This is a genomic window from Nakamurella panacisegetis, from assembly GCF_900104535.1.
GTDB classification, from domain to species: Bacteria; Actinomycetota; Actinomycetes; order Mycobacteriales; family Nakamurellaceae; genus Nakamurella; species Nakamurella panacisegetis.
In genome coordinates, this window is record NZ_LT629710.1 from 79487 (window position 1) to 101102 (window position 21616).

Consider the following 21616-nt stretch of genomic DNA (forward strand, 5'->3'; position numbering starts at 1 on the left):
TCTACCGCATGGCCCGTGAGGGGCTACCCGCCCGCGGTGCGTGTGGGCCGAGCAATGATGCTCGACCCGGACCTCATAGAGAAGTCGATGCCGAGACGTCTGAGGGCAAGCTCATGACTCGGTGCACCGTGCCCACCGAGCACCCGACGGCCTCGGCTACCTGGCGGACCGACAAGCCGCCGGCCCGCAGGTCTTTGATGATGCTATCCCGATGTGTCGTATCGAACCGGCGATCCGGTCGTAACCGGCCGTCGCGGCCCCGTGATGTCCCCACGTTGATGGAAGCGTCTGAGTTGGTCGAGTCGAACGCCCGGTACTTCTGAACGGTGGTCGGACTGACGCCGAGGACGGTGGCCATGGCACGGATTGACATGCCGCCACTCATCAGTACCTCGTACCCAGCCCATTGATCTGCAGTCATCCCGGCCATGTGTTCAACTGTAACAGATTGTTACAGTTGAACGCACGGTCCCAACCTGCCGACGACCCCTGACCTAGTGGCTCATGCCGAAAGAGGCATACTTCGCGAACCACCCACCTTCGCGACGATGCGAACTGGCCTGCATCTGGAGAACTACCCCGTGCCAAGACACTCGATCTTCGCAGTGAAGCTAACAGCCCATGCGGCTCGGACTTCCAAAGAAATCCTTGACGTCACGAATCTCGATAAGGCTGGTCATGGAGTCCTGGAGGTGTTTCATAGGGCGATGCAGCGTTACAAGTCCATGCCGGTCTCCGAGAGCGACTTGGTTGACACCAAGGCTCAGAGGTTCGTTACCGTCGAGGAGGTCGTCCCACTAGGGCAGTGGGTTCAAGCGTCGATCGACTCCGGTCACTACGGACAGCCCGGACGTGTCCGAAGCGCCAAGACCGGCGAGGTCGAGCACATACACGACGGCGAGAGTTCGGCAACTTCGATCGTGAGGGTGTTGGCACTGGCTCCACCTGGGGCAACGGCGGTCGTCCTGATCTTCGAGAAGGTGGGCCTGAAGAGTGTTTCGGGCACTGTGATCAAGCCTTTGAAGGCTGCCCTCAAAGCTCGGTTCCCTGCCCTCGTCTTCGAGAGCGAGACCATCACTGAGACTTCTGCATGGCTCGAAGATGCCAGTGTCGAGAAGTTGACGGCCACCTACAGTGAGTGGGTCTCCGATCGTGCCGAGGCTGGTGAAGCGCCGCCGATCAGCGGCGAATACGTGGTGGTCCTCAGGCCGGTCAACGGGTTGTCCCTCTGGAAGAGGCTCCGGTCGAAAGAGATCACGCCAGGGAAGTTGATCGGCGTACCGATGCGGGACGAACCCAACGAGGCCGAGGTTCAGGTGACGTCCCTCGGCAAGACCAAGACCTTCGTGATCGGGAACGAGCGCACTCCGGGTATCTCGGAGCTGGTTTCCGACGGCTCCAAGCCGCTCACAGACAGTGACTTCCGGACCGCGTGCTTCTCCATGGCCAAGGAGATCAGCCTGCGTGTGACGGGACAGAAATGGGAAGGTACGTACGAGCACGGTCCGTGGGATGATGAGCGTCTGAAGTGGCCAGGAGGAGGTTCCTCTGACGAGTAAATTTTCCGTCACCCGCGTGATCACCGATCAGGTTGCCACGTTGGTCGACGCAGAGACGTCCAAGAAGCGCCCCCGCGACTTCCTTGGTCTTTTCGGGCTCCCGGTCGTGGTTTTCGTCGTCATATTGGTGACTCACGTCCAGCTCAAGGGGATCGGCCAACTGCTAGGCGGCGTGTCGGTACTGACTGGTTTGCTCTTCGGGCTGGTCGTCTGGGTCTTCCAATTGAGGATGACGGTTGGTGCGGACCCGAGGGTTCCTGCCCACAGCACGCTGCCGACTCTCATCGACGAGCTGTTCGCGAACGTTCTGTACAGCGTGTTGGCCGGTGTTGGCTCGACTGCTGTCATCGTCGCTTCCGCCACGGCCTCGGACGCCTTGCTCAATAAGTGGTGGTCAGCTGGTGTCCTCGCCGTGATCACCCACTTCGTGTTGGCGATGGCCATTTGCCTCAAGCGTGTTCGGTCTGCGTACCACCAGATGATCCGCTAGCGCCGGCGTTACCCCGGTTTGCGCGTGGCCGCCACCCTTATTCTGGGGTTTGCACCAGCACGCGCCATCGGCGAGCAACTGCCGGGCGCGTACGTCGGAGACGTCCCAGTCTTCCGGCGGCCGACCGCGGCGAGCAGCGCCGAGCGCCGATGCCCAGCAGACCCGGGTGTGACCATCGGGTGGTCCTTCCGTGGGGGTTAGTTGCTGGCCGCTCGCCAGGTGCTCGGGTCGAGCGGATCTCCGATGACCAACGTCCGTCGATGACTATGTGGCCAGCAACGATCCGGCCGCGGCTCGGCTCGGTGTAGGTGGTGACCTCATGGGTCTGGCCAGCGCACTGCACGGTGCCGACGAGCGCGTGGTGCACGCGGGACCAACTCGGCCTGGTGGGCTGCTCCCACTGGATGCGGTCCGTCATGGTGGCAGTGTCACTGAGGACCGACATCACGTTTCAGCTGCGAGTTCTCCGCCGACAGTTCATACTCACCGGAACCACGACCGAAGGATCCGAATGACCGATGCGGACGTTTCGTCGAAAGGTCGGCGCGTCAGCAGACGCAACTTGACTCTGACCGCCGTTGTCGCTGGTCTATCAGTCGCGGTGGTGGTACTTGTCGGGGTAAACGGCTCGAACGTCAGCAACGCTCATGCTTGGCAGGCGCTCGCCGGAAAGCCGCCCGCAACGGTGACCGCCACCGTCCGAACCACGGTGGCCGGTAAATCAACGGTGACGGTCACGGCAACGTCGTTCTACTACACGCAGGTTGAACCGACACCGGCTCAGGCTCTGGCCGCGGCGAGCGGCTTTCCGGATGGCGCGTACCTGATCGGCTCGGAGATGCCGCCTGGGAACTACACTGCGTCTGGTGGTTCGGGGAACTGCGTCTGGGTGGTATTCGACAGCGCCCACAACGGGACGTCATCGGGTTTCGGTCGAGTCGCCTCGGTTCCGGCTGATGGATACGACTTCGAGTCAACGGGCTGCGGTACCTGGACGCCTGCGGGCTGAAGCCAACTTCCCGAATCCTTTGCCTAGAGTCCCACGGTGAACCCGACAAACATCGGCGTCTTCTGCTCGGGGATGAAGTCGCTGACCCACCAGGTGTCGACCGCCGAGAGTGGCACGCGGACGGCCGGCACGTGCAGGACGGTGGTTCCTAGCGTGCACTGGGCGGGCGCGATGTTGAGCGCAAGAGTGTCGGGCTGGCTCGGATCGCCAAGTGCCGACATCGCTGGATTGATCCGGCCGCGGAGATGAGCCCATAGGTCAGCCTCGCGCCCGTCGTAGGACTTCAGCTCGCGGCTCGGCATCGCTCTGGCGAGTTGCCGGCCGATGCTGATGGTCGACGCTTCGTAGAACGCGGCGTAGGTGACGGGTGTGCCCTGGACGAGTCCGGCTCCAGTCAGGATGCCGATGGGGGCCACCACGGCACCGCGTTCGACTGCTTCGGCGAGAGCGACCAGGCGTGGGTCGAGGTTCACGCCTGAATGATGGCACGTTCGATCGGCAGCGCGATGGATTTTCCGTACGCCGTTCGCCTGTCGATATGGCGCTTGGTGGTCCATCATCTATGCATGAACGAGGACAAGAACCTTGCCGCGTCAACGCTCGCCGCACTGGCAGTTATCTGTGGTGCCGCGGGGTTGGTCATGATGGTCATCGGGTTCAACAGCTCCGAGAAGATCGACTACCTGGAGGTGTCGACCGTCAACGCGGGCAAAGTGGCTGCGGGTGGGACGCTGCTCGGCTTCGCGTTGCTGATCTGGATCTTGCTCCTGCTGTTCTGGGCGTGGCGCAACGAACGGCGTTATGTTCCGGCATACGCGGAACCGGTCGGCGGGGCGGCGACCACGAGCGCCGTAAGTGCCGCAGCAGCTCGCGCCGTCGGTCTGAATCGAGTGCAGCGGGAGGCCGTGGCGCAGAAGCTCAGCGGGGCTGACGATCAGTCAGGGTAGATCTGACCTGCGCGTGTGGTCAGACGAACATGACTCAGGTTGATCGCCAGGGTCACGCCGGCCTCCCAGCAGCTACAAGGGCGGCCTGACTGAGCTTCGCCACGCCAACCTCAACCTCGGTGCGCGCAATATCGGTGATCTCCTGGTTCCCAACGAACACCCGCACGTTGAACTGGGGGGTGCTGTACGAGGCGCCCTGCCGGTGGCTGGACGCCGGGATCTGCGGGATCGACATCATCCCGGACGTGGCCGACGCGACACCGCCGTAGCCACCGAGGATCCCGTTGGCGAACCCCGTCGCAACATGCCCACCGAGGTCATGCATCACCTTCGACGGGGAATGGATCTGCAGGTCCTTCTTCAACGTCCCGACAACCACACCGGCCGCCTTCGTCATGACCTTCTGCAACGCACCGATCTGCGACTGGAACCCCTTGACCAGACCCTCACCGGCGCGGACCCCGACGTCGTAGAACGCGCCAGCCACCGAGTTGCCGGCCGCATTCCCGATGTTGGAGATCATCCCCGTGACGCCGTTCAACTGCTTCAACTGCGCCGGGGACGCCTTCGCCAATGCAGCCGCCGTGACCCCACCGCCGTCAACGCCCGCATTCGCGATCGCACCCAGCGACGCATTGGACAGGCCCTTCTTCCTCAACGCCGCCAGATTCGCTTGGAACGCCTGCGTCTGCGCCATGTCGTACTTCTGGCCCTGCAGGATCGTGTCGAACGTCGTCCTGGTGTCCGAGTGGCCCGTGATGCCGCCGTCGAACCCGGAAACTGTCCCCGCGACACTTGACGCCATGCTCGAGCGGTCCGACTTGATCTGCGTCAGGTTGTCCTGCGCCGTCGTCAACCGCGCCGTCAACGAATCCATCCGCGCCGCATTCGCCTGCTGCGCCCGGAACTGCGCCTGAGCGGCCCGCTGATACGCCGAAGCCGCATCCGAAGCCGTCCGGTACGCCGCCGCGACCCTCTTCGCCGCCGCCAGTTCCCTCGTCGCCTTGTCCACCGCAGCGTTGTCGGTCGCCTTGATCTTCACCAACGCCAACTGCGCCGACGAGATCCGCTCGGCGTCGATCGCCCGCTGACGGGCCGTCGTCTTCGCGTTCTCCGCATGCTGCACCGCACGGGCGTCCGCAAGTTTATTCTCCGCCGCCGCCAGATCAGACGTCCGCTTCGCCGTAGCATCGCGAACCTTCGACGCCAAGTCCGGGACCTTCGACGCCTTGTCGTCGGCCGCAGCGCGCGCATCAGACACCGCCGTCGCGATATCCGTCAACGCCTGCGCCACATTCGCCGCGGAGGTGCCCAACGTCGCCGGGGTGCGACCCGACAACGACAGCGCCGTCGAACCCGGAAGAACCCCACCGGAGGCCAGGAACATCCCGCCGTCCGCGTACGCCTTACCCGCGTCGGAGATGAAATGCCCACCCATACGACGAGCGAGCGCACCCATGATGTCGTTCGACCGGCGACGCTTCGACTTCGCAAGAGGGATATAGCCTTCGCCCTCAGTTTCCGGCTCCGCGAAGAACCGGATCGGACCTCCGCGGTAGATGTTCGCCGAGTGGTCCTCACCGCCAGTGCCGAACCACTTCTGCAACGTGCCGGAGAAGATGTTGCCGTTCGCGGACTTCGGCCGCGCGGCCGCTTGGTAGGACGCAGCCTCCGTTGCCAACGTCGGGGCGTAGGAGGGCAGCTTCAACGCATCGATCGCCGCCTGAGCAGCGTTCGTGTCCGCGATCACCTGCATCGTCAACGTTCCCGACCGGTTCGCCGTCGCAGCGGCAGCGGCAGTCGCCAACGCCTCAGCGTCAGCCTTCGCCTGTGCTGTTTGCAGAATCAGGTTGCCTTGACGGTCCACCGTCGCATCGATACCGAGCTTCTTCAGCTCCAACGCCTTCGCCTTAGCCGCATCGATCTTCGCATCCAGGACAGCGGTGCGCTTCTGCGTCGCCTGCCTGTTCGCCAGATCAGTAGCGGCAGCCTTCGCGATCGCGTCCTTATTGTTCGACGAGATGATGGTGTTGACGTGCTTCGGGATCAGATCAAACGAGTCAGCGACCTTCCCCGCCTCCGCAGTCAGCCCGGCAAGCGACTTCTTCTTCTCCCCGTCCGACATGGCGGACTGCTTGCCGGCGACGTAGTTGTCGACGAACGCCTTCCGCATCTCCGCCATCTTCGCGACGGCGGCCGTACGGGCGGCGGTGTCACCCTTGGTGGCCTTGATCGCCTCGTAGGTCTGCTCCACCTGCTGAGCGGCGGCCTTACCAGCTTCTACCTCAGCGCTGTACAGGTTCGCCTGAGACGCCGCCTGGGTATCAAGAGCCGCAGCGAGCGTCCTGCGGGCAGCGGCTACGTCCTGGATCTTCTGAGCCGACGTGTAGTCAGAACTGGTCTGCTTCGATTCGGCCGACTTCACGCCCGCCTGGGCCGAGGTCACCGCATCGGCGTTCGACCCCTGGTCCCGACCGGCCGCAGCAACGGCACGCATTGCAGCCGCAGCGGCGTAGATCGCCTGCTGAGCCGTCGCCTTCGGGCCGGCCATCTTGAACCAGAACAGATCAGCCGCATCACCGGCATCCGACGTGGCCTGCTTGAACGCAGCAAACGCCTTCTCGGTGTCAGTCTGGAACCCTTGGAATACACCCTTGTCGTCAAGCTGAACATGGATGCCCGCCACGTGCGCGCCGAAGTTCTGATACAGCAAGGCCGCATGGTCAAGACTGTCCGCAGCGGCCTCCTTGGCCGTCGCCGCGGCACCTGTGACACCGTGGGCGATGTTCGAAAGGCTAGTGAGAGACAGACCAGACGACTGGACCACCGCGGCGGCAGCTGCCTTGGTGGCGGGGATCAGCTTCAGCGCAGAGATCGCCGCCGCCTCGTTGGCCAGGGCCATCCCCGACACACCGCCGGACCCCTTCATCGCTGCCGCGCCGGACGCATCCGCTGCCTTGCCGTAGGCAATCTGATCCTGTGCGGCCTTCTGCGCCGCATCTCCTGACTGGTTCATGCCCTGCGCCCACTGGACTACGTTCATCACGTCAAGGCTCGGGTTCTTGATCTCCGACAGGATCAAGCTGAAGTTATGGGTCTTGCCGGTCAGGAAGTCCATCGTGTCGTTGTAGTTCGCGCCAGCATTGATCAGCGTCTTGAACTGGTCGGTGCCGGCAATCGACGCGATCTGCTGGTTCCGGATCTGCGTACTCCATTGCCCGTTGTTCGCAACCAGCGCCGTCGTCAAATCCTGCGTCGAACTAGTGACAGCATCCTGGTTCCGCTTGATATCGGCGAATGCGTCGCCGATCTGGTTGAACAGGAACGCCGCACCCGCGATAACCCCACCCGTGGCCAACATGCTCCTGACCCTGCTCAGGCCGGACGCGACTGCGCCGGATCCTGTTCCGATGTTCCGCATCTCGTTCCAGACCAGCCGCAGACCGCCGGCCAGTTTCGGGCCGAGAGCCAACAAGGTGGCGAATGCGACCGTCGCGAACTGGGCGCCGCCGTGCATCTTGCCGAATGCGTCAACCACAAAGCCGATCGCCTGACCGACCGGCTTGAAGGCCTTGCTGACGAAGATGGCGGCGTTGCCGACACCGTGCAAGACGTTCCCGAACTGGGTCAGAAACCCGTTGTTGGCCAGGGTGTGGAACAGCCCGCCGAACGCATCGATCACCGGCTTCACGCCGGCGACGAGGTTCTTGTAGTAGACGCCGACCTGTTCGGCGAAGCTCTTCACATACGGCCATGCCTTGGTCAGCAGCTCGCCAGCGCCGGAGATCAGTGGCTTGAAGAAGTCGCCGATCTTCGACAGCCCACCACCGAGCGCCGAACCGGTCAGGAACCCAGTGATCTTAGGAACAGCTGACGCCGCCAGGTTCGCAGCCTTCTGCAAGGTAGGTGACCACTTCTCGCCGAGGGTGACCTGCGCCGTCTCGATCTGGTTCTGCAGATTGGAGAACGCGCCTCCAAGACCCTTCATCCGGGCCTCGGAGAATGCTGCCGCACCGGCACCACCCGTGATGGCCGCTGTCATCTTCGTCAGACCAGGCGTCCCCTCTTTGGCGACATCAGCCAGGCCACGCACCGCGCGGTTCCCCCCGAGGACGGCGATCGCGGCGTTGAACGCCTCAGGGGTCATCCGCTTCTGAGCCGCGGACAACTGATCAGTCAGCTTCGCCGCAGAGATGAAATGCCCAGACGCGTCGTACGTCTGGATACCCAGCGCCTTGATCGCCGCCGCCGCCGGCTTGCTGACATGCAGCATGTTCAGCAGCATCGTGTTCAACGTCGAACCGCCAACAGACCCGGTCAGACCGTTCTTCGCAAACAACGCCAACGTTGCTGAAGTATCAGTCAGGTTCCACCCGACCAGGTGCGCCGTCGCACCCGCATAGGTTAGGCCAGTCGCGAAATCAGCGATACTGCCACGAGCAGCATTAGCGGTGTTCGCCAACGTATCCGCGACGTTCTGCGCCTGATCCGCACCGAGGCTAAACGCCGCCATCGCCGAAGTCTGAATCTGCGCGGCCTGCGTGAACGACACCGACCCGGCCGACGCCAACTGCAAAGTACCTTTCGCGGCCGTCATCGAGTCCGCGACCGACAAGCCGCCCTTGGCCAGTTCAGTCATCGCCACGGCAGCATCAGAGGCAGACGCGCCTGCGATCGACGCGTCAGCACCCAACGCCATCGCCTTGTCCGCGACGGTTTGTAGCTTCGCACCCGACGTCTGCGTCACCGCACCCAGGGTGTTGATCTCCGTCTCGAAATCAGCGGTCTGCTTGTAGGTCGACTTGATCGCGGAGCCGATAGCCAGATACCCGGCTGCGTAGCTTGCAAGGCGGGCCAGCGACGCACTGGACAGAGCGGATGACCCCGACGACCCAGACGAACCCCCGGCGGGGGCCGGACTATGGGGTGTCGGACCAATCGGGATCGGCGCACCAGCAGCCGCCCGCAACGCCCGGATCTGCGCCTCCAGGTCACGGATCTGGTTCTGCATCGCAGCAGTACCAGCAAGACCACCAGGCGGGAACGCCAGGGCGCCGAGGCCGGCGTGCAACGCATGGACATGGGCGAGCTGCGCCGCCAGAGTCGACCCGATGTTGCGGATGTCCGTCGCCAGCGTCCCGAACGGATTGCCCGAACCCAGACCGCGGAAGGCAGCCGCCACACGGTTCGATTCGGTCACCAAGCCGCGCAGCGCCGTGCCTCCGGTATTGCCGAGCCCAGTCAGCCGGGAAGCAACCTGTGTAGCCTCGGCGCCGATACCGGCGATCCTCGTGCGCGCCTCCACCGCCGCAGTGGCAATACTCTTCGTCGCCTCAGCAGCCTGCCTGACACCCGCGACATAGGCCTGCGCATTCACACTCAACCGGACCGCTACTGACCGCTCGACCATCAGGCCACCGTTCCTTCACTGTGAATGAGCGCGAGCGGCCGAAGCCGGCGCGGCATACGAATCCCGAGATCGGCAAGCTTTCGCCAGTCCGGATGGCCGGAGTCATCGACAACGTCGTGCGCCAGCGCCCACGCCGCAGCAGCCGAGTTCAGGCGGTGCCACCACGACTGATCCGCCAACTCGCCGAACGTGATCTCCACCCCGAGATGCGTCACGCACCAGCGCCTGAAGGCCGCTCGGTCAGCCCACACAGCCGACTGCGGCTGGGTCAGGTCGACGGGGACATCGGCTGCGAGCTCGGCCACGGTCGACATCGGCTTCTCGACGGTTCGGCGCCGCATCACTCCACTCCGTTCACAACACGACGAGCGACCTCACGACGATGCCCAGACCAACGAGCTGAGGCCGCCTTGGACGCCCTCAACTTCGTCACCGACGGGACGCTGTCGCCTTCGTCATCCGGAATGCCCAGCGCCGCGATCAGCCGGTGCAATGCCAACCGCTGGCCCCGAACCTCCGTCAGACACGGATTGACGACCCGCTGGCCCTTACTGCCGTCGACCATCGCCCCGTTAGCCGCGATCGCCGCATTGAGCGCGTCGAGGTTGTCCAGGGTCCGGCAGATCTCCGTCAGAATCTCTGTCTCGGACTGAGAAGGGTCGAATTCGGCCACCGTCTCACGCCAGAAGCGCCGACCCCGGGTCCCGAGACCGACTGGAGTGATTGGCTTGTCAGTCACACAAAGTCACCACAATCCGGAAAACTGAGTGTTGAGCAGTGCCGCACCACCGGGAGGCCTCCCCCGCGGTACCCGCTACACGCCCGGGGTGGGGGGATGCGGCCAGGGTGGCTACTTTGGGTGATGTTCGGCTTCGGCTGAGGAACCCGTACACACACGGCCGGCTCTCCCCCGCGGTACCCGGGATGCCCCCGGGTAGAAGGGCTTCGGCCAGGGTGGATGGTGACGACCGGCCGGCTCGGGTCGCAAGGCCGAGCCGGTCGGTGTCTGGGCGCAGGCAGGTCGTAGGGCCAGAGGTGAGGCGCACCCTCACTGCCTTCGTTCCGTCATGGCCGCACAGCTGTGACGGCCCGGTGGTGACGTTGACGCCCATGCTTGTCAGCGCTTCGGCACGATGTTGCCGGTACCGGTGTCCTGCCAGCCCAGAGCGTCCATAACGGAGGCGAACGCGGCCGCCTGCTGCTGTGTTCGCGTCGCGTCTTCGGCGGCGTACTGCGCCATCAGCGCGTCGGAGGCTGCTTTGCCGCCGCGTGCGAAGGCAGTGGCGAGTGCGGCGTTACGTCGCGCGGCGGCGGCCTTCTGGTCCTCCTGCTCGCGCATGGCCTGCAGCGGGTCGAATGCTTGACCCGCGGCCCACGTCCGGATGCGTGCGATCGCGTCGGTCAGACCTTGGTGCGAGTAGAGAGCGTAAGGGTTGGTTGAGTCCTGTTCGAATGCGAGCGCGACGGCCGCACGTTCGGGTTCGGCGGCGAGTGCGTGCCGTGTGTACGCCGGCATCTGGAGCAGGAATTGTGGGTCAATGCCGCTGGCGGTGAATGGTGGTGTATCTGCGGTGCCACCGGAGAACATCTTCGGGGCAGGCGCCTCGGCCAGCGCTTGCGCTGATGTCCAGGGATTGGAGGCGGCGAAGTCATCAGCAACCAGGTTGATGGACCACGGGTCGACGACGACTTCACCACCGCCGAAGATGGAGTCGATTGCTACCTTGCGGGCGGCTGAGTTGTCGGGCATGACCGGCGAGTCCTTTCGTATTCATATCCGTAGGCTTCGACGGCGGTGCGGTCGAAGGTCCAGTGCCGTGACGGTGTTCGGTGTCCTTCGAGGCTGCGGGCGATCCGTTGGACTTGGCGGCTGCTGAGCCCGAGGATGTTTGCTGCTTCGCGGGTTCCGATCTGGTCTGGCGCTGCTGCTAATGCTGGCAGTGGGTCTGTCTCTGCGACGTCGTGATGTCCGTTGCGCGACACTGCATCCGCTTCGAGCGCGTCGTCTAGGGCTGCCATGAGGCGCTGCAGTCGGGGGTGAGGTTGGATGCCGTCGCGGCGACCGGCTTGGATGCCGCGGGTGATGAGGCGTCTGGCGTCGAGCAGGGCGAGTCCGGTGATGACGATGGCCGGACCGAACTGCTGGACTTCGGCCGGTTCGTTCATCAGCGACGCCAGGTCTCGTAGTGGCAGGCCGGGCACTCGGACCACATGATGTCGGGTTGGAAGATGTCCGGTCGTTCGATGGTCGTTGTCCCTTGGCATCCTCTGTAGTGCAGGACGTTCACCTGCGAGTTGGCAACGGCTGCGTACTCGAGCGTCTCGCCTGAGACGGTGCCGCCGCAGGTCGTGCAGGTGATGGTCAGGGTTGCGGCGTTCGTTGCATCCCAGACGGTCTTCCCGTCGCACACGTCGCAGAACCGTCGGGCGCTCACCGGCGCCGCTTCGCAGATCGACGGGCCGCCCGGTTTGGTTGCGGTGCTTCGACGCTCGGTTCCGGCGGGACGATGCCGGCGGCCGTGCCTTCGAGTTCATGGCGTAGACCGGTGTCGGCCTCGTCGATGATGCTGAGCATGCGGTTGGCAATGAGGGACATGTGCATGAGTGCGGCCTGCCAGATGTCGGCCGCTTGGTTATCATTCACTGCGACGCCGCGGATCAGTTCGGCGCGTACCGCGGCGTTGTCGGTGATGGCGAGTTGGCTGGCCAGTTGGACACCGGCGAGGTGCAGGTTGGTGGCACTGTCCATCGATAGAGGCCGACCATCGGGTCCCGTGAACGCCCAGAGCGCGACGTCGTCGGTCACTGCTGATCTCCATTCAGTGCGCGGCGGAACAGTTCGGGGTCGACGGGTCGGCTCAGGTGCTCGGGATCAGCGACGTCAGCGAGGATTCGCAAACTGTCGGCGAGGACGCGCGCCTGGTCCGGACTGATCGAGAACTGGCCCAGCTCGACGGATGGACCAGAAGCGTCGATGCAGACGGCACGAACGGGGAAGTTGACCCAGCCGTCCGTTCGGTCCTCTCTTCCGCTGTGCCAGTGCGTTTCGAGCACGATTCGTTCAACGGTGCCGCCGTGGCCGTCGAGATCGATGGTGTCGCCCCGGTCGTAGTCCCAGGTAGGCCATTGGTCGTTCATGCGGTCCGTCCTTCGGTGTCGGTGGTGAATAGCGGGAGTGATCCGGACCGGCGTCCGGAGTTCGGGGTTCGGTCGACGCCGGCCCAGACGTTCGACCGCTCCTTTGCCGCCGCGGCGTAAGTACCGCACTCGGCTATCGCTGAGCACCCGGTGCAGTGACCGGCGGCGTATGCGCGGTCCTCGGCGTTGTCGCTGACCCACTCGTCACGCCCGTCACAAGGAAAACTTGTGGCCTCGATCAGAGCCTTTTGCAGTGAGAGCCAGAAGGGCATCACCGAATCCTTGATTGGGACGACGACGCTCATCGCCGATCACCGACCGTCCTTGCCTGCAATGTCGATCCTGGTAGCGCGGTGATCGGAGCGCGCCACCGGTCGATGCGAACGTGGCCACAGATCTCGCAGACCAGCGCGAAAGCCAGCCGAGGGTGGGGTGCGAACTCGGTGTCGGCCCCACAGTGGTCGCAGAACTCGGTGAGGGTCACTCGGCACCTCGATCTGCGCCGTGGTTCTGGCCGCGGCAAGCGCACCCGCAGCGCTTTCTGTGGCTCTCGGCGAGGCGGCATCCCTTTGAGCAGATCTCGCGTTTTCGTCCGGGGTCTGTCCCATGTCCCACTTCTAAAGAAGTGGGGACAGTGAGACAGGTACCACCGACACTGAGACCGATTGAGACACTGAGACTGGTCATCAGCTGGCCTCCTTATAGAACGGCCGCTTACTTGTCCCGGTATTAACCAAGACACCGCCTGTGACCAGTTCGTTTAGGGATCGGTAGAACGTCGCGCGAGGAACGCCAGACACTTCAAACAGTTGCGTCCCAGAGGCTCCGGTAGCTCCGAAGTGAGACTGAAAGTGAGACAGCAACGTCTCAGTTCCGGGCCGGAGTCCCAACCCCGACTGAGACACAACTACGCCGGATTCGCTGCCTGCCACGGCCTGGAATGCGAGGCGGTGCACGTCGTCCAGCGGGCCGTCCTTCCGCTTGGTGCGAGTGAGTTGCACCAGTGAGGCGTCACCTTCGGTTTTGTAGACGCAATCGACGCCGGCTTCGAGCGCAGACGATCCACGGATCGTCGACCTGTCTTTTCCTGTGTGGTGGACGGCGAGCACCGTGCCCGAAACGGTCGCCGCACGGAGTCGGTAGAGGTTGGTGACCGCGATCCCCATGTCACGGGCACTGTTCTCATCCATCGCCGGCATGCACTTCGCCAAGGTGTCGACCGCGACGTACCGAAAGCGCTCAGCGGTGATGAGATCGGCAACTTCACGGACCGCGTTGTCGTCCCCCAAATTGACCGCCTCAGGCAGCACCTGGAAGCCTTCTGAGGGGATCTCCGTCTGCCGGTATTCTTCCCACGCGTTGAGGCGCTGATGAAGCCCGTAGGCCCCTTCGCCCGCGATGTACAACACCTTGCCTGGTTCTACCTCGCGTCGGTTCCAGGCGAAGCCGGTTGCGGCGCAGGCGAACATATCCAGGGCGATGAACGATTTCAGGGAGCCGTAGTAGCCGGCCAGCAACGCTACGGTCCCCAGGTCAAGCGTGCTGCGGATGAATGGTGAAGGCGTTGGGAGGTCGGCGAGTTGTTTGCGGGTCCGCACTCTTTGGGACAAGGGGACGACCTGAGGAGGTGTCACAGGCTCGCCGCCGAATCCAGCTCCGCAAGCGCGAGTCCCAGTTGCTCGGCGACGACGTGCCGCAAATCTGCGAGATCGCCACGCCATACTGCGTCTGATGCAACCGCCAAGGCACCAGCGGCCAGGCGGCGGGCGTAGTTTGCGCGGACCTGCGAGAGTAGCCAGCCGGCTGATGCGGGCGCTGGTGCAGCGGTATGCAGCGCCCACAGTTCGGACAGCACGTGACCTCTGAACCCGACCGGCACTTCCAGCCCAGCTCGACGCGCCGCGTCGACAACCGCCAAGGGAATGGGATCCACCAGATCATCTGCGCAAAGGCGAGCCGCATTCCACACAAACTGGTAACGCACGTCAGCCAGGATGGCCGCTGAGGTGCCGCCTGCAAGTTCCCTTACGCTTTCAGCGTCGCTTTTGAGCAGTGTGCCGACGAGCGCGGCTTCCGTCTCGGCCACGAGTTCCGCAAGTTCCGTATGCTGGAAGTGGATCTCGCCCGTCAGCAGATCGTTCTCGGAACCACCCCCGGTGCCCGCCGGGGGTTTTCTGTTCTCAGGCAGCGTCATTCACACCACCCCGCAGGAGCAGCGCGATTCGTTCGCGCTGCTCGGAGGTCAGCGGGGGCGCCTCCGCCACAACCTTCGCGACATGATCAGCGAGCCGCTCAGCGCGAAGCTGGCGGCGGAGGTCAGTGAGGTCGGCCTCTGGATGAAGCCGAGAAGTGGACGCGATTTTCGCTCGCGTTCGAGTCCAGGACATCTTGTCTCCCGGGGGGGCATGGTGCACCGCCCCAGGGCTGCCCGGGTTGAGATGGTTCGCTGGCCTGCCAAGAATCTGGCTTGGTCCGGCCGCTCTGCCAACAGACTAGCGTCTACTTCCTATTAGCGCAAAGGAGGCCGCGGGATCTTCGCGGCGTGCTCAAGCAATGCCCGAACGGATCGGAGCGGAAGCGTTCTGATGCCTTGCTGGTAGGCGGCGGTGAGGACGATCTGCATCTTGTCATCGCGCGCGGGCACGTTGAACCGGCACCTGGCGCACTGCAGCGGCCAACGTGTTCGTTGTGATGAAAGGTGCTCAATGACGGCTTCCGGGTCCGACGACTCTGGCATTCCCTGGCCATCCGGACCGACAAAGATTGATTTCAACCCTCGGCCCGTCCCCCACCAGTAGTTGTCCAGTCGCGCGAACCGGGTGACCACGTATTCAGGGTGGTTTTCGGAGCAGATGACTCGGATGATGGGGTGCCCGGTGCTCATGCTTCTGCTTCCCGCCATTCAATTCGGATGTCACTCGGGTTGAACAACCTGCCCGACCCGGTGGGTAGGACCGTGATAGTGCACAGCATGTCAATCAAGGTCCGCTTGATGTCAAGACTCGCCTCCGCCCAGTGCTTCTCTGCCCTCGGACCGGCCATGTCCTGAGCCCAAACCGCGGGCATACTGGTGTTCACGACGGACTTCGCTGTCTCGATTCGCGGGCGCAGCCGCTCAGTGATCCGGCGTAGCTGCTCCCCTGTAAGGACTCCGTCAGCGTATTGGTCGGCGGCCAGATCCAAGCGTGCTTCAAGATCCAATGCGGTGGTCCGCGCGGTCTCGACTTCTGCGGGATCGCCTGTCGCCAGAACGCGGAGCGCGTCGGCCATACCCAAGCGAGCGATCATGACCGATTCGACGAACTTGTCCACTGCGGCCTGCTTCCGCCGAACCCGAGTGCATACCGCGCATGTATATGCGGGCGGTTGTCGTCGTCCGTCAGCCTGCAATCGGCCCTTGTTGACAACCATCGTCCCCTCGCATCCGTCGCGCCCGCACCTGGCGATACCGGTGAGCAGATGCCTCCGAGGAGAGCCCTTTTGGGAGCGACGGCCCGGATCGGTCAGCAGCGCGACGACCCGGTCATGTGTCCCCTTGTCGTACACGGCCGGCCATGCGCCGTCACCGATCACCTGGCCGAGATGGGTCCTCAACCCGGCGTTCCTGTCCCTAAGCATGATCTGCCGCAGCGTCGTCGACACCCAAGGGAGACCTCGCGGGGTCCGGGCACCGTCAGCATTGAGCTGTGCGACCACAGACCGAAGCGATTGCCCACCGAGCAAAAGGCGGGCGGTCTTGCGGATAACTTCGGCCTGCTCCGGGACGAGTTCCTCATGAACACCACCTTGGTGGCCGCGCTCGTCAAACTCAACAACGCGCCGGTACCCGTAGGCCACCGCTCCGTGCGGCTTGCCGGATTCAGCCCGCTCCTGCAGCTTGCGCTTCAATCGGCGCGACTGTTGCTCTGTTTCGTGTCGGGCCACAGTGCCTTTGATCCGGGCGGTCATCCGTCCCTGTGGTGTCGCTAGGTCGATGTCCCCGCCGACAGATGCGAGCGCGAGGCCATGGTGGTCGGCCAGGTCGATGATGTCCTCGAGCTCCCGCGGCGTCCTGGTTAGGCGATCCACGTCCCAGACAACTAGTCCGCTGATGTGTCCGCGCTTGATGTCGGCGATCATCTTCTGATACCCCGGGCGGACCTTGGATCGTGTCGCGCTGACGTCGTTGTCGACGTAGGTCTCTGTGACTTTCCACCCGCGTCGCTCGGCATCTGTTGTGCAGTCGGCGATTTGACGTTGGACACCGAGCGCGAGACCACTGATGTCGGAGCTGATGCGGGCGTAGATTCCGCAGGTCACGAGGTCGGCCATAGAAACATCTTAGACGCATATTGACACCGGTCGTCTTCCTGGTCCTGCCCATCACCATCGTCTTCGCCCTGTTCCCCGGGCTGCTCGCCATCTCGGCCGTCGCCCAATGAACCGCCCCACCCCATCAGGAGGAATCCATGCCGCAGAAAGTCGCCCAGCACGTCCAGTTCTACCTGTCGACGGCGGTGCTGTTCGTCGTCGACCGGGTCGTGGCGGTGACCCGGCGGGACGACGCGGAGGACCACGACCGCGGAGACGTGCCCGGTTGGGTCATGATCACCGTGATGACCGCGATCGTCGTCGTCGCACTGATCGCGGTGTTCAAGCCGCAGGTCACCGCGGCCGTGAAGAACGTGTTCGACTCGGTCTCGGGTTCCGGCAACAACTGACCGACCCCGACGACCGCGACCGCGGATCGTCGGTCGCCGAGTTCGCCCTGGTGTCGGTCCTGCTGGTGATCCTCTTCTTGTCGTTGGTCTCGGTCGGTCTGTGGGCCTATTCCCGCACCCTGCTCACCTCGGCCGCGGCCGACACCGCTCGGTACATCGCCAACGCCGACGTCCCCGCCTCGGCCGCAGCCGACCGGGCGGCCGAGTTGCTCCAGGGCGGCGTCGCCGGGTCAACCCGCGACAGCCTGCGGTGTTCCTCGAGTTCCGACGGCCTGCTGGTCCAGGTCACCTGCACCATGCGCAGCCCCGGCATCGTCGGCCTGCTGGACGGCGTGATGCCCGACATCACGGTGACGGGCCACTCGGTCAAGGAGCAGGACAGGTGACCGGCCGTTGGTTCGGACCGGTCGAGCCGACCGATCCACCCGTGACCGGCTCCGGCGCCGAGGACGGCGGCCGCGCCATCATCGAGGTGATCTTCCTGGCCGTACTGATGTTGATCCCGGTGGTCTACATCCTGATCAGCGTCCTGCGGATCCAAGCCGCGACGTTCGCCGTCACCCAGGCCGCCCGCGACGCCGGACGCGCCTTGGACCGCGCGCCGACCGTTGACGACGGCATTGCCCGAGCCCGTCAGATCGCCCGCCTGGACCTGGCCGACCAACACGTCTCCGACGACCAACTCACCCTCACCTTCGTTGCGACGGGTACCGGATGTGACGGCGGTGCGGTCGTCAGCCCGAGCACCGAGGGCGGTGCGGTGTACGACATCTGCGTCACCGCGGTCATCAGTCTCCCCGGTGTTCCGTCTGTCCTGACCGGCTCGAAGAACACGGTGACCGGCATCTACACGGTGCACATCGGCGACCTCCGGGAGGGCAGCTGATGCACCCGGAGCGGCTCGATGACGACCGCGGCTCCATCACCCCGCTCGTCATCGGCATGGTGCTGTGCCTGCTGCTGCTCGGTGCCGGTGTCACCGCGGCCGGCTCCGCATTCCTGGCCGGACAGCGTCTGCGCCACATGTGCGACGGGGCGGCCGCTACCGCCGCCGGGGCGATCACCGACGCCGGCGCGACGACCACGACCGCCGACTCGCTGCGGAGCTACTTCGCCGACCGCGGCGACGAGCCGGCCGTCGACATCGACCTGCGCGGCCCGACCTTGAGCCTGACCTGCAGCGCCGACTACCCCGTCACCTTCGGCGCTCTCTTCGGCTCCCCGACCGTCCACCGCACCGTCACCTCCACTGCGCGGACCCATCTCTCGACGACGGCGTGAACCGAGAAGGACCCGACAGGTGACCGCCCTGTCGAACCCGGCGGCCCGCCCGGTACTTTCGCCGAAGACAACGGCGGAGGGCCGGGCGGACGGGAGTGGGCCATGCACCTGATGAGTTGGCTCGCCGCTCGTGACCGGGGGTTCTCTGCCCTCCGGCGAGCGGCGCGGACGGCGATCATCATGCCGGCGATGTTCGCCCTGGGCGACAAGATCTTCGACGACCCGAACCTGGCCACCTACGCTGCGTTCGGATCGTTCGCGATGTTGATGCTGGTCGACTTCGGTGGGCCCGTCCGCGACCGGGTGCAGGCGCAGATCGCGCTGTCCGTCGTCGGAGCGGTCTTCGTCTGCCTGGGCACACTGGTCTCGAACAACACGTGGTCGGCGGGGATCGCCATGGCCGTCGTTGGCTTCGCGGTGCTGTTCGCCGGCGTGGTCAGTTCCGTCCTGGCCGCCGCCGGGACCTCCCTGCTGCTGTCCTTCATCCTCCCGGTGTCACTGTCGGCGCCGCTGTCGACCCTTCCCGCCCGGCTGGCCGGATGGGGCCTCGCATCGGCCGTGGCGGTGGTGGCCATCGCGGTGCTGTGGCCGGCACCGCCCCGGGAGGTCCTGCGTGGCCCGGCCGCGGCGGCCTGTCGGGCGATCGCCGTCCGGCTCCGGGCCGAGGCGGAGTTCGTGCTCGGCGGCCGCCACGACACCCCCGAGCACCAGGCGGCGATCGCGGCCGCCACCACGGCGGTGGCCAGCCTGCAGAAGGCCTTCATCGCCACTCCGAACCGCCCGACCGGGCTGAGCACCTCCGCCCGCGCCGTGGTCCGGCTGGTCGACGAGCTGAAGTGGCTGGACGCGATCCTGGCCGCGGCGACCATTCCGCGGAACGATGCCGACCTGCACCGGGCGGCGTGTGCCGTGAAGATCAGTGCGGCCGATGTCCTCGACGCCGGCTCCGACCTGTTGGAGGTGACCGGCGGCGACCCGTCGCGTCTGCATCGGGCGCTGAGCGATCTCGAGGCCGCCCTGCTCCGGCTCGAACAGGGGTCGACCGAAGTGCTGCCGGTGCTCCGCGCCGAGGCCGACGGCCGGATCGGCGACGCGCCGGCCGACGAGACGCCGACCGAGTTCCTGTCGGCCCTCGATCCCTCGTTCCGGGCCCAGGAGCTGACCTTCGCCGTTCGGGCCGTGGCCGGCAACATCGATCTGGCCGGCGCCGCCGAACGCCGCAGCTGGATCGCCCGGCTGCTCGGGCGGCAGCCGGCCGGGTTCGCCGGACCGGTGGCGGCCGCCGGCCAGCGCGCGGTGGCCCACTTCGATCGGCATTCGGTGTGGCTGCACAACAGCATCCGAGGTGGCATCGGCCTCGGAGTGGCCGTCCTGGTGGCCGATCTGTCCGCCGTCCAGCACTCGTTCTGGGTGGTGCTGGCCACACTGTCCGTCCTCCGCTCCAACGCCCTGAACACGGGTCAGAACGCCCTCCGCGGACTGGCCGGGACCCTCGTGGGGTTCGTCGTCGGGGCTGGGCTGCTCGCACTGGTCGGCACCAGCCCGGCCGCGTTGTGGGTTCTGCTGCCGATCTCGATCCTGTTCGCCGGGCTGGCCCCGGCCGTCATCTCGTTCGTGGCCGGGCAGGCCGCGTTCACCGTGGTGATCGTCATCCTGTTCAACCTCATCGCGCCGGCCGGATGGAAGGTGGGGTTGCTGCGGGTGGAGGACATCGCGATCGGCTGCGCGGTCAGCCTGGTGGTCGGTGCCCTGTTCTGGCCTCGCGGCGCGGGCGCCGCCCTCGGGCGCGCATTGGCCGAGGCCTACACCGACGGCGCGGCGTACCTGGCCGACGCCGTCCTGTTCGGGGTGCTGCGCTGCGACCCGGCCGGTCCGGCACCGGCACTGCCCAACGCCTCCTCGCAACGCGCCGCCGCTGCGTCCCGCCGACTTGACGACACCTTCCGCACCTACCTGGCCGAAAAGGGTTCCAAGCCGGTCCCCCTGGCCGAGGTCACCACCCTGGTGACCGGTACCGCAGCTCTCCGGTTGTCGGCCGACGCCGTGCTCGATCTCTGGCAGCGGGACGACGGAGCCCCCGGCGGGGACCGCACCACCGCCCGGCAGGCATTGCTCGGCGCCTGCGACCTGGTCACCGGCTGGTACCGCGACCTGGCCGCCGGGTTCGTCGACGGCCGGCCGATCCCGGAGCCGGCGCCGCACGACCCCCAGGCCGACGCCCGCCTGGTCCGGGCCGTTCGCGCCGACCTGCACTCTCCGGACGGGGCGATCAGCGGCACCGCCGTCCGGGTCATCTGGACCGGTGACCACCTTGACGCCGCCCGCCGGTTGCAGGCCCTGCTGGCCCCGCCGGCCCGGAGCGCCCAGGAGCGCCGGGCAGCCGATCCGACGGCGCCGCTCCTGACCGGACACCTGCATCTGCGACGTGGCGTCATCGTCTCCGGCCGCCCCGTCCCCGACTGATCAGGTCGCGAACTGCATTCGTTCGCCGGCCTCGACCCTGGCCGTCACCCGGTCGCCGGCCGGCGCCAGCGGGCAGGACCACTCCGGGCTGTACCGGCACGACGGGTGGTAGAGGAAGTTGAGGTCCAGCGTCAGTTCGGCGCCGTCCCCACCGAGGTCGGCGCCCTTGGCCGTGTCCAGCAGATATCGTCCGCCGCCGTAGCTCTCGACGCCCGCGGTGCCGTCGCGCAGGGGCAGGAACAGACCCCCGCCGTACTGGTCGAGCCACCAGACGTCGACGTCGGAGTCGATCGGTCCTCCCAGGCGGACCCGTCCGGCCAGCACCATTGGGATGTCGCCGTCCCCGGACGGGACCGTCATGGAGACGGGTGTGGCCGCTGGCTCCAGCGGCACGGTGAAGCGCAGCGTCGGATCGTACGGCCAGTAGGGCAAACCGCTGTCCCGCAACGGGTCGGTCGGCTCCAGGGGGCTCTGCGGATGGTGGCGGAACAACTCGTCCCGGCCGATCCGCCAGAGTCGGTGCGCGGTCGGCGGGTCGATCTCGGCCCGGACGCCGGCGTAGAGCTCGGCCACCGTGCGCCGCCAGTCGGTCAGATCCAGGTACATGGGTTCTCCGCTC

At 65.5% G+C, this 21616-nt stretch carries 23 protein-coding genes; 9 read left to right on the plus strand and 14 right to left on the minus strand.

Annotated elements, in window-relative coordinates; translation table 11 throughout:
• The first annotated feature begins 548 nt into the window (after window positions 1–548).
• The 3 genes from BLS97_RS00385 to BLS97_RS00395 all read left to right on the plus strand — a co-directional run bounded on the left by BLS97_RS00385 (window position 549) and on the right by BLS97_RS00395 (window position 3058).
• Window positions 549–1559 carry a hypothetical protein gene (locus BLS97_RS00385; RefSeq protein ID WP_157695081.1) on the plus strand — a complete coding sequence of 337 codons (1011 nt, stop codon included), beginning with the start codon at window positions 549–551 and terminating at the stop codon, window positions 1557–1559.
• A gap of 16 nt (window positions 1560–1575) precedes the next feature.
• On the plus strand, window positions 1576–2049 hold the full coding sequence (locus BLS97_RS00390) for a hypothetical protein (RefSeq protein WP_090474047.1): 474 nt from the start codon (window positions 1576–1578) through the stop codon (window positions 2047–2049).
• A gap of 511 nt (window positions 2050–2560) precedes the next feature.
• Window positions 2561–3058: a hypothetical protein gene (locus BLS97_RS00395; RefSeq protein WP_157695082.1), complete on the plus strand. Its 498-nt coding sequence runs from the start codon at window positions 2561–2563 to the stop codon at window positions 3056–3058.
• Window positions 3059–3081: 23 nt separating this feature from the next.
• Here the strand turns inward: BLS97_RS00395 and BLS97_RS00400 are convergent, their stop codons facing one another.
• On the minus strand, window positions 3082–3531 hold the full coding sequence (locus BLS97_RS00400) for a hypothetical protein (RefSeq protein WP_090474049.1): 450 nt from the start codon (window positions 3529–3531) through the stop codon (window positions 3082–3084).
• A gap of 93 nt (window positions 3532–3624) precedes the next feature.
• On the opposite strand from BLS97_RS00400, the gene BLS97_RS00405 reads away from it, so the two are divergent.
• Entirely contained in the window at window positions 3625–4005 is a 381-nt protein-coding gene (locus tag BLS97_RS00405) for a hypothetical protein (RefSeq protein ID WP_090474050.1), read from the plus strand.
• A 52-nt stretch (window positions 4006–4057) separates the two neighbouring features.
• Here the strand turns inward: BLS97_RS00405 and BLS97_RS00410 are convergent, their stop codons facing one another.
• From BLS97_RS00410 to BLS97_RS00460, 12 genes are all read right to left on the minus strand, one after another.
• Window positions 4058–9382: a phage tail tape measure protein gene (locus BLS97_RS00410; RefSeq protein ID WP_231988477.1), complete on the minus strand. Its 5325-nt coding sequence runs from the start codon at window positions 9380–9382 to the stop codon at window positions 4058–4060.
• A gap of 32 nt (window positions 9383–9414) precedes the next feature.
• Complete coding sequence (locus BLS97_RS00415) at window positions 9415–9756, minus strand: hypothetical protein (RefSeq protein WP_157695084.1); 342 nt, start codon at window positions 9754–9756, stop codon at window positions 9415–9417.
• Window positions 9756–10088: a hypothetical protein gene (locus BLS97_RS00420; protein ID WP_090474053.1), complete on the minus strand. Its 333-nt coding sequence runs from the start codon at window positions 10086–10088 to the stop codon at window positions 9756–9758. Before BLS97_RS00420 ends, BLS97_RS00415 begins: the two co-directional genes overlap by 1 nt.
• 444 nt (window positions 10089–10532) lie before the next feature.
• Window positions 10533–11165, minus strand: a complete 633-nt coding sequence (locus BLS97_RS00425; protein WP_090474054.1) for a hypothetical protein — start codon at window positions 11163–11165, stop codon at window positions 10533–10535.
• Window positions 11135–11581 (minus strand): hypothetical protein, encoded by a 447-nt coding sequence (locus BLS97_RS22540; RefSeq protein WP_157695085.1) that lies wholly within the window; start codon window positions 11579–11581, stop codon window positions 11135–11137. Before BLS97_RS22540 ends, BLS97_RS00425 begins: the two co-directional genes overlap by 31 nt.
• On the minus strand, window positions 11581–11850 hold the full coding sequence (locus BLS97_RS00430) for a hypothetical protein (RefSeq protein ID WP_090474055.1): 270 nt from the start codon (window positions 11848–11850) through the stop codon (window positions 11581–11583). Before BLS97_RS00430 ends, BLS97_RS22540 begins: the two co-directional genes overlap by 1 nt.
• On the minus strand, window positions 11847–12221 hold the full coding sequence (locus tag BLS97_RS00435) for a hypothetical protein (protein WP_090474056.1): 375 nt from the start codon (window positions 12219–12221) through the stop codon (window positions 11847–11849). The genes BLS97_RS00430 and BLS97_RS00435 overlap by 4 nt, the downstream gene beginning before the upstream one ends.
• A complete protein-coding gene (locus BLS97_RS00440) occupies window positions 12218–12553 on the minus strand; it encodes a hypothetical protein (RefSeq protein WP_090474057.1) in 336 nt (111 codons plus the stop codon). Before BLS97_RS00440 ends, BLS97_RS00435 begins: the two co-directional genes overlap by 4 nt.
• A gap of 686 nt (window positions 12554–13239) precedes the next feature.
• A complete protein-coding gene (locus BLS97_RS00450; RefSeq protein ID WP_157695086.1) occupies window positions 13240–14163 on the minus strand; it encodes an AAA family ATPase in 924 nt (307 codons plus the stop codon).
• A gap of 20 nt (window positions 14164–14183) precedes the next feature.
• Window positions 14184–14747, minus strand: coding sequence for a hypothetical protein (locus tag BLS97_RS22545; protein ID WP_157695087.1), 564 nt, complete (start codon window positions 14745–14747; stop codon window positions 14184–14186).
• Between the two features lie 315 nt (window positions 14748–15062).
• Complete coding sequence (locus BLS97_RS22550) at window positions 15063–15437, minus strand: hypothetical protein (protein ID WP_157695088.1); 375 nt, start codon at window positions 15435–15437, stop codon at window positions 15063–15065.
• Window positions 15434–16864, minus strand: a complete 1431-nt coding sequence (locus BLS97_RS00460; RefSeq protein WP_090474061.1) for a recombinase family protein — start codon at window positions 16862–16864, stop codon at window positions 15434–15436. The genes BLS97_RS22550 and BLS97_RS00460 overlap by 4 nt, the downstream gene beginning before the upstream one ends.
• A gap of 137 nt (window positions 16865–17001) precedes the next feature.
• On the opposite strand from BLS97_RS00460, the gene BLS97_RS00465 reads away from it, so the two are divergent.
• The 5 genes from BLS97_RS00465 to BLS97_RS00485 all read left to right on the plus strand — a co-directional run bounded on the left by BLS97_RS00465 (window position 17002) and on the right by BLS97_RS00485 (window position 20997).
• Window positions 17002–17253, plus strand: a complete 252-nt coding sequence (locus BLS97_RS00465) for a hypothetical protein (RefSeq protein WP_197676674.1) — start codon at window positions 17002–17004, stop codon at window positions 17251–17253.
• The gene (locus BLS97_RS00470) at window positions 17250–17639 is read left to right on the plus strand and encodes a TadE family protein (RefSeq protein ID WP_269457500.1); all 390 of its coding nucleotides are present in this window, start codon (window positions 17250–17252) and stop codon (window positions 17637–17639) included. Before BLS97_RS00465 ends, BLS97_RS00470 begins: the two co-directional genes overlap by 4 nt.
• A complete protein-coding gene (locus BLS97_RS00475) occupies window positions 17636–18139 on the plus strand; it encodes a hypothetical protein (RefSeq protein ID WP_090474063.1) in 504 nt (167 codons plus the stop codon). Before BLS97_RS00470 ends, BLS97_RS00475 begins: the two co-directional genes overlap by 4 nt.
• Window positions 18139–18534, plus strand: coding sequence for a pilus assembly protein TadG-related protein (locus BLS97_RS00480; RefSeq protein WP_090474064.1), 396 nt, complete (start codon window positions 18139–18141; stop codon window positions 18532–18534). Before BLS97_RS00475 ends, BLS97_RS00480 begins: the two co-directional genes overlap by 1 nt.
• Window positions 18535–18636: 102 nt before the next feature.
• Window positions 18637–20997 carry an FUSC family protein gene (locus BLS97_RS00485; RefSeq protein WP_090474065.1) on the plus strand — a complete coding sequence of 787 codons (2361 nt, stop codon included), beginning with the start codon at window positions 18637–18639 and terminating at the stop codon, window positions 20995–20997.
• On the opposite strand, the gene BLS97_RS00490 is transcribed toward BLS97_RS00485, so the two are convergent.
• A complete protein-coding gene (locus tag BLS97_RS00490; protein ID WP_090474066.1) occupies window positions 20998–21603 on the minus strand; it encodes a DUF1684 domain-containing protein in 606 nt (201 codons plus the stop codon). It abuts the gene before it with no gap.
• Window positions 21604–21616: the final 13 nt, after the last annotated feature.

Excerpts from the sequence above, each read along its gene's own strand:
- BLS97_RS00490 (WP_090474066.1), bottom strand. The coding sequence starts at position 21,603 with ATGTACCTGGATCTGACCGACTGGCGGCGCACGGTGGCCGAGCTCTAC.
- BLS97_RS00480 (WP_090474064.1), top strand. The coding sequence starts at position 18,139 with ATGCACCCGGAGCGGCTCGATGACGACCGCGGCTCCATCACCCCGCTC.
- BLS97_RS00460 (WP_090474061.1), bottom strand. The coding sequence starts at position 16,864 with ATGGCCGACCTCGTGACCTGCGGAATCTACGCCCGCATCAGCTCCGAC.
- BLS97_RS00485 (WP_090474065.1), top strand. The coding sequence starts at position 18,637 with ATGCACCTGATGAGTTGGCTCGCCGCTCGTGACCGGGGGTTCTCTGCC.
- BLS97_RS22550 (WP_157695088.1), bottom strand. The coding sequence starts at position 15,437 with ATGAGCACCGGGCACCCCATCATCCGAGTCATCTGCTCCGAAAACCAC.
- BLS97_RS22545 (WP_157695087.1), bottom strand. The coding sequence starts at position 14,747 with ATGACGCTGCCTGAGAACAGAAAACCCCCGGCGGGCACCGGGGGTGGT.
- BLS97_RS00405 (WP_090474050.1), top strand. The coding sequence starts at position 3,625 with ATGAACGAGGACAAGAACCTTGCCGCGTCAACGCTCGCCGCACTGGCA.
- BLS97_RS00385 (WP_157695081.1), top strand. The coding sequence starts at position 549 with ATGCGAACTGGCCTGCATCTGGAGAACTACCCCGTGCCAAGACACTCG.
- BLS97_RS00440 (WP_090474057.1), bottom strand. The coding sequence starts at position 12,553 with ATGAACGACCAATGGCCTACCTGGGACTACGACCGGGGCGACACCATC.
- BLS97_RS22540 (WP_157695085.1), bottom strand. The coding sequence starts at position 11,581 with ATGAACGAACCGGCCGAAGTCCAGCAGTTCGGTCCGGCCATCGTCATC.
- BLS97_RS00395 (WP_157695082.1), top strand. The coding sequence starts at position 2,561 with ATGACCGATGCGGACGTTTCGTCGAAAGGTCGGCGCGTCAGCAGACGC.
- BLS97_RS00415 (WP_157695084.1), bottom strand. The coding sequence starts at position 9,756 with ATGCGGCGCCGAACCGTCGAGAAGCCGATGTCGACCGTGGCCGAGCTC.
- BLS97_RS00425 (WP_090474054.1), bottom strand. The coding sequence starts at position 11,165 with ATGCCCGACAACTCAGCCGCCCGCAAGGTAGCAATCGACTCCATCTTC.
- BLS97_RS00465 (WP_197676674.1), top strand. The coding sequence starts at position 17,002 with ATGCCGCAGAAAGTCGCCCAGCACGTCCAGTTCTACCTGTCGACGGCG.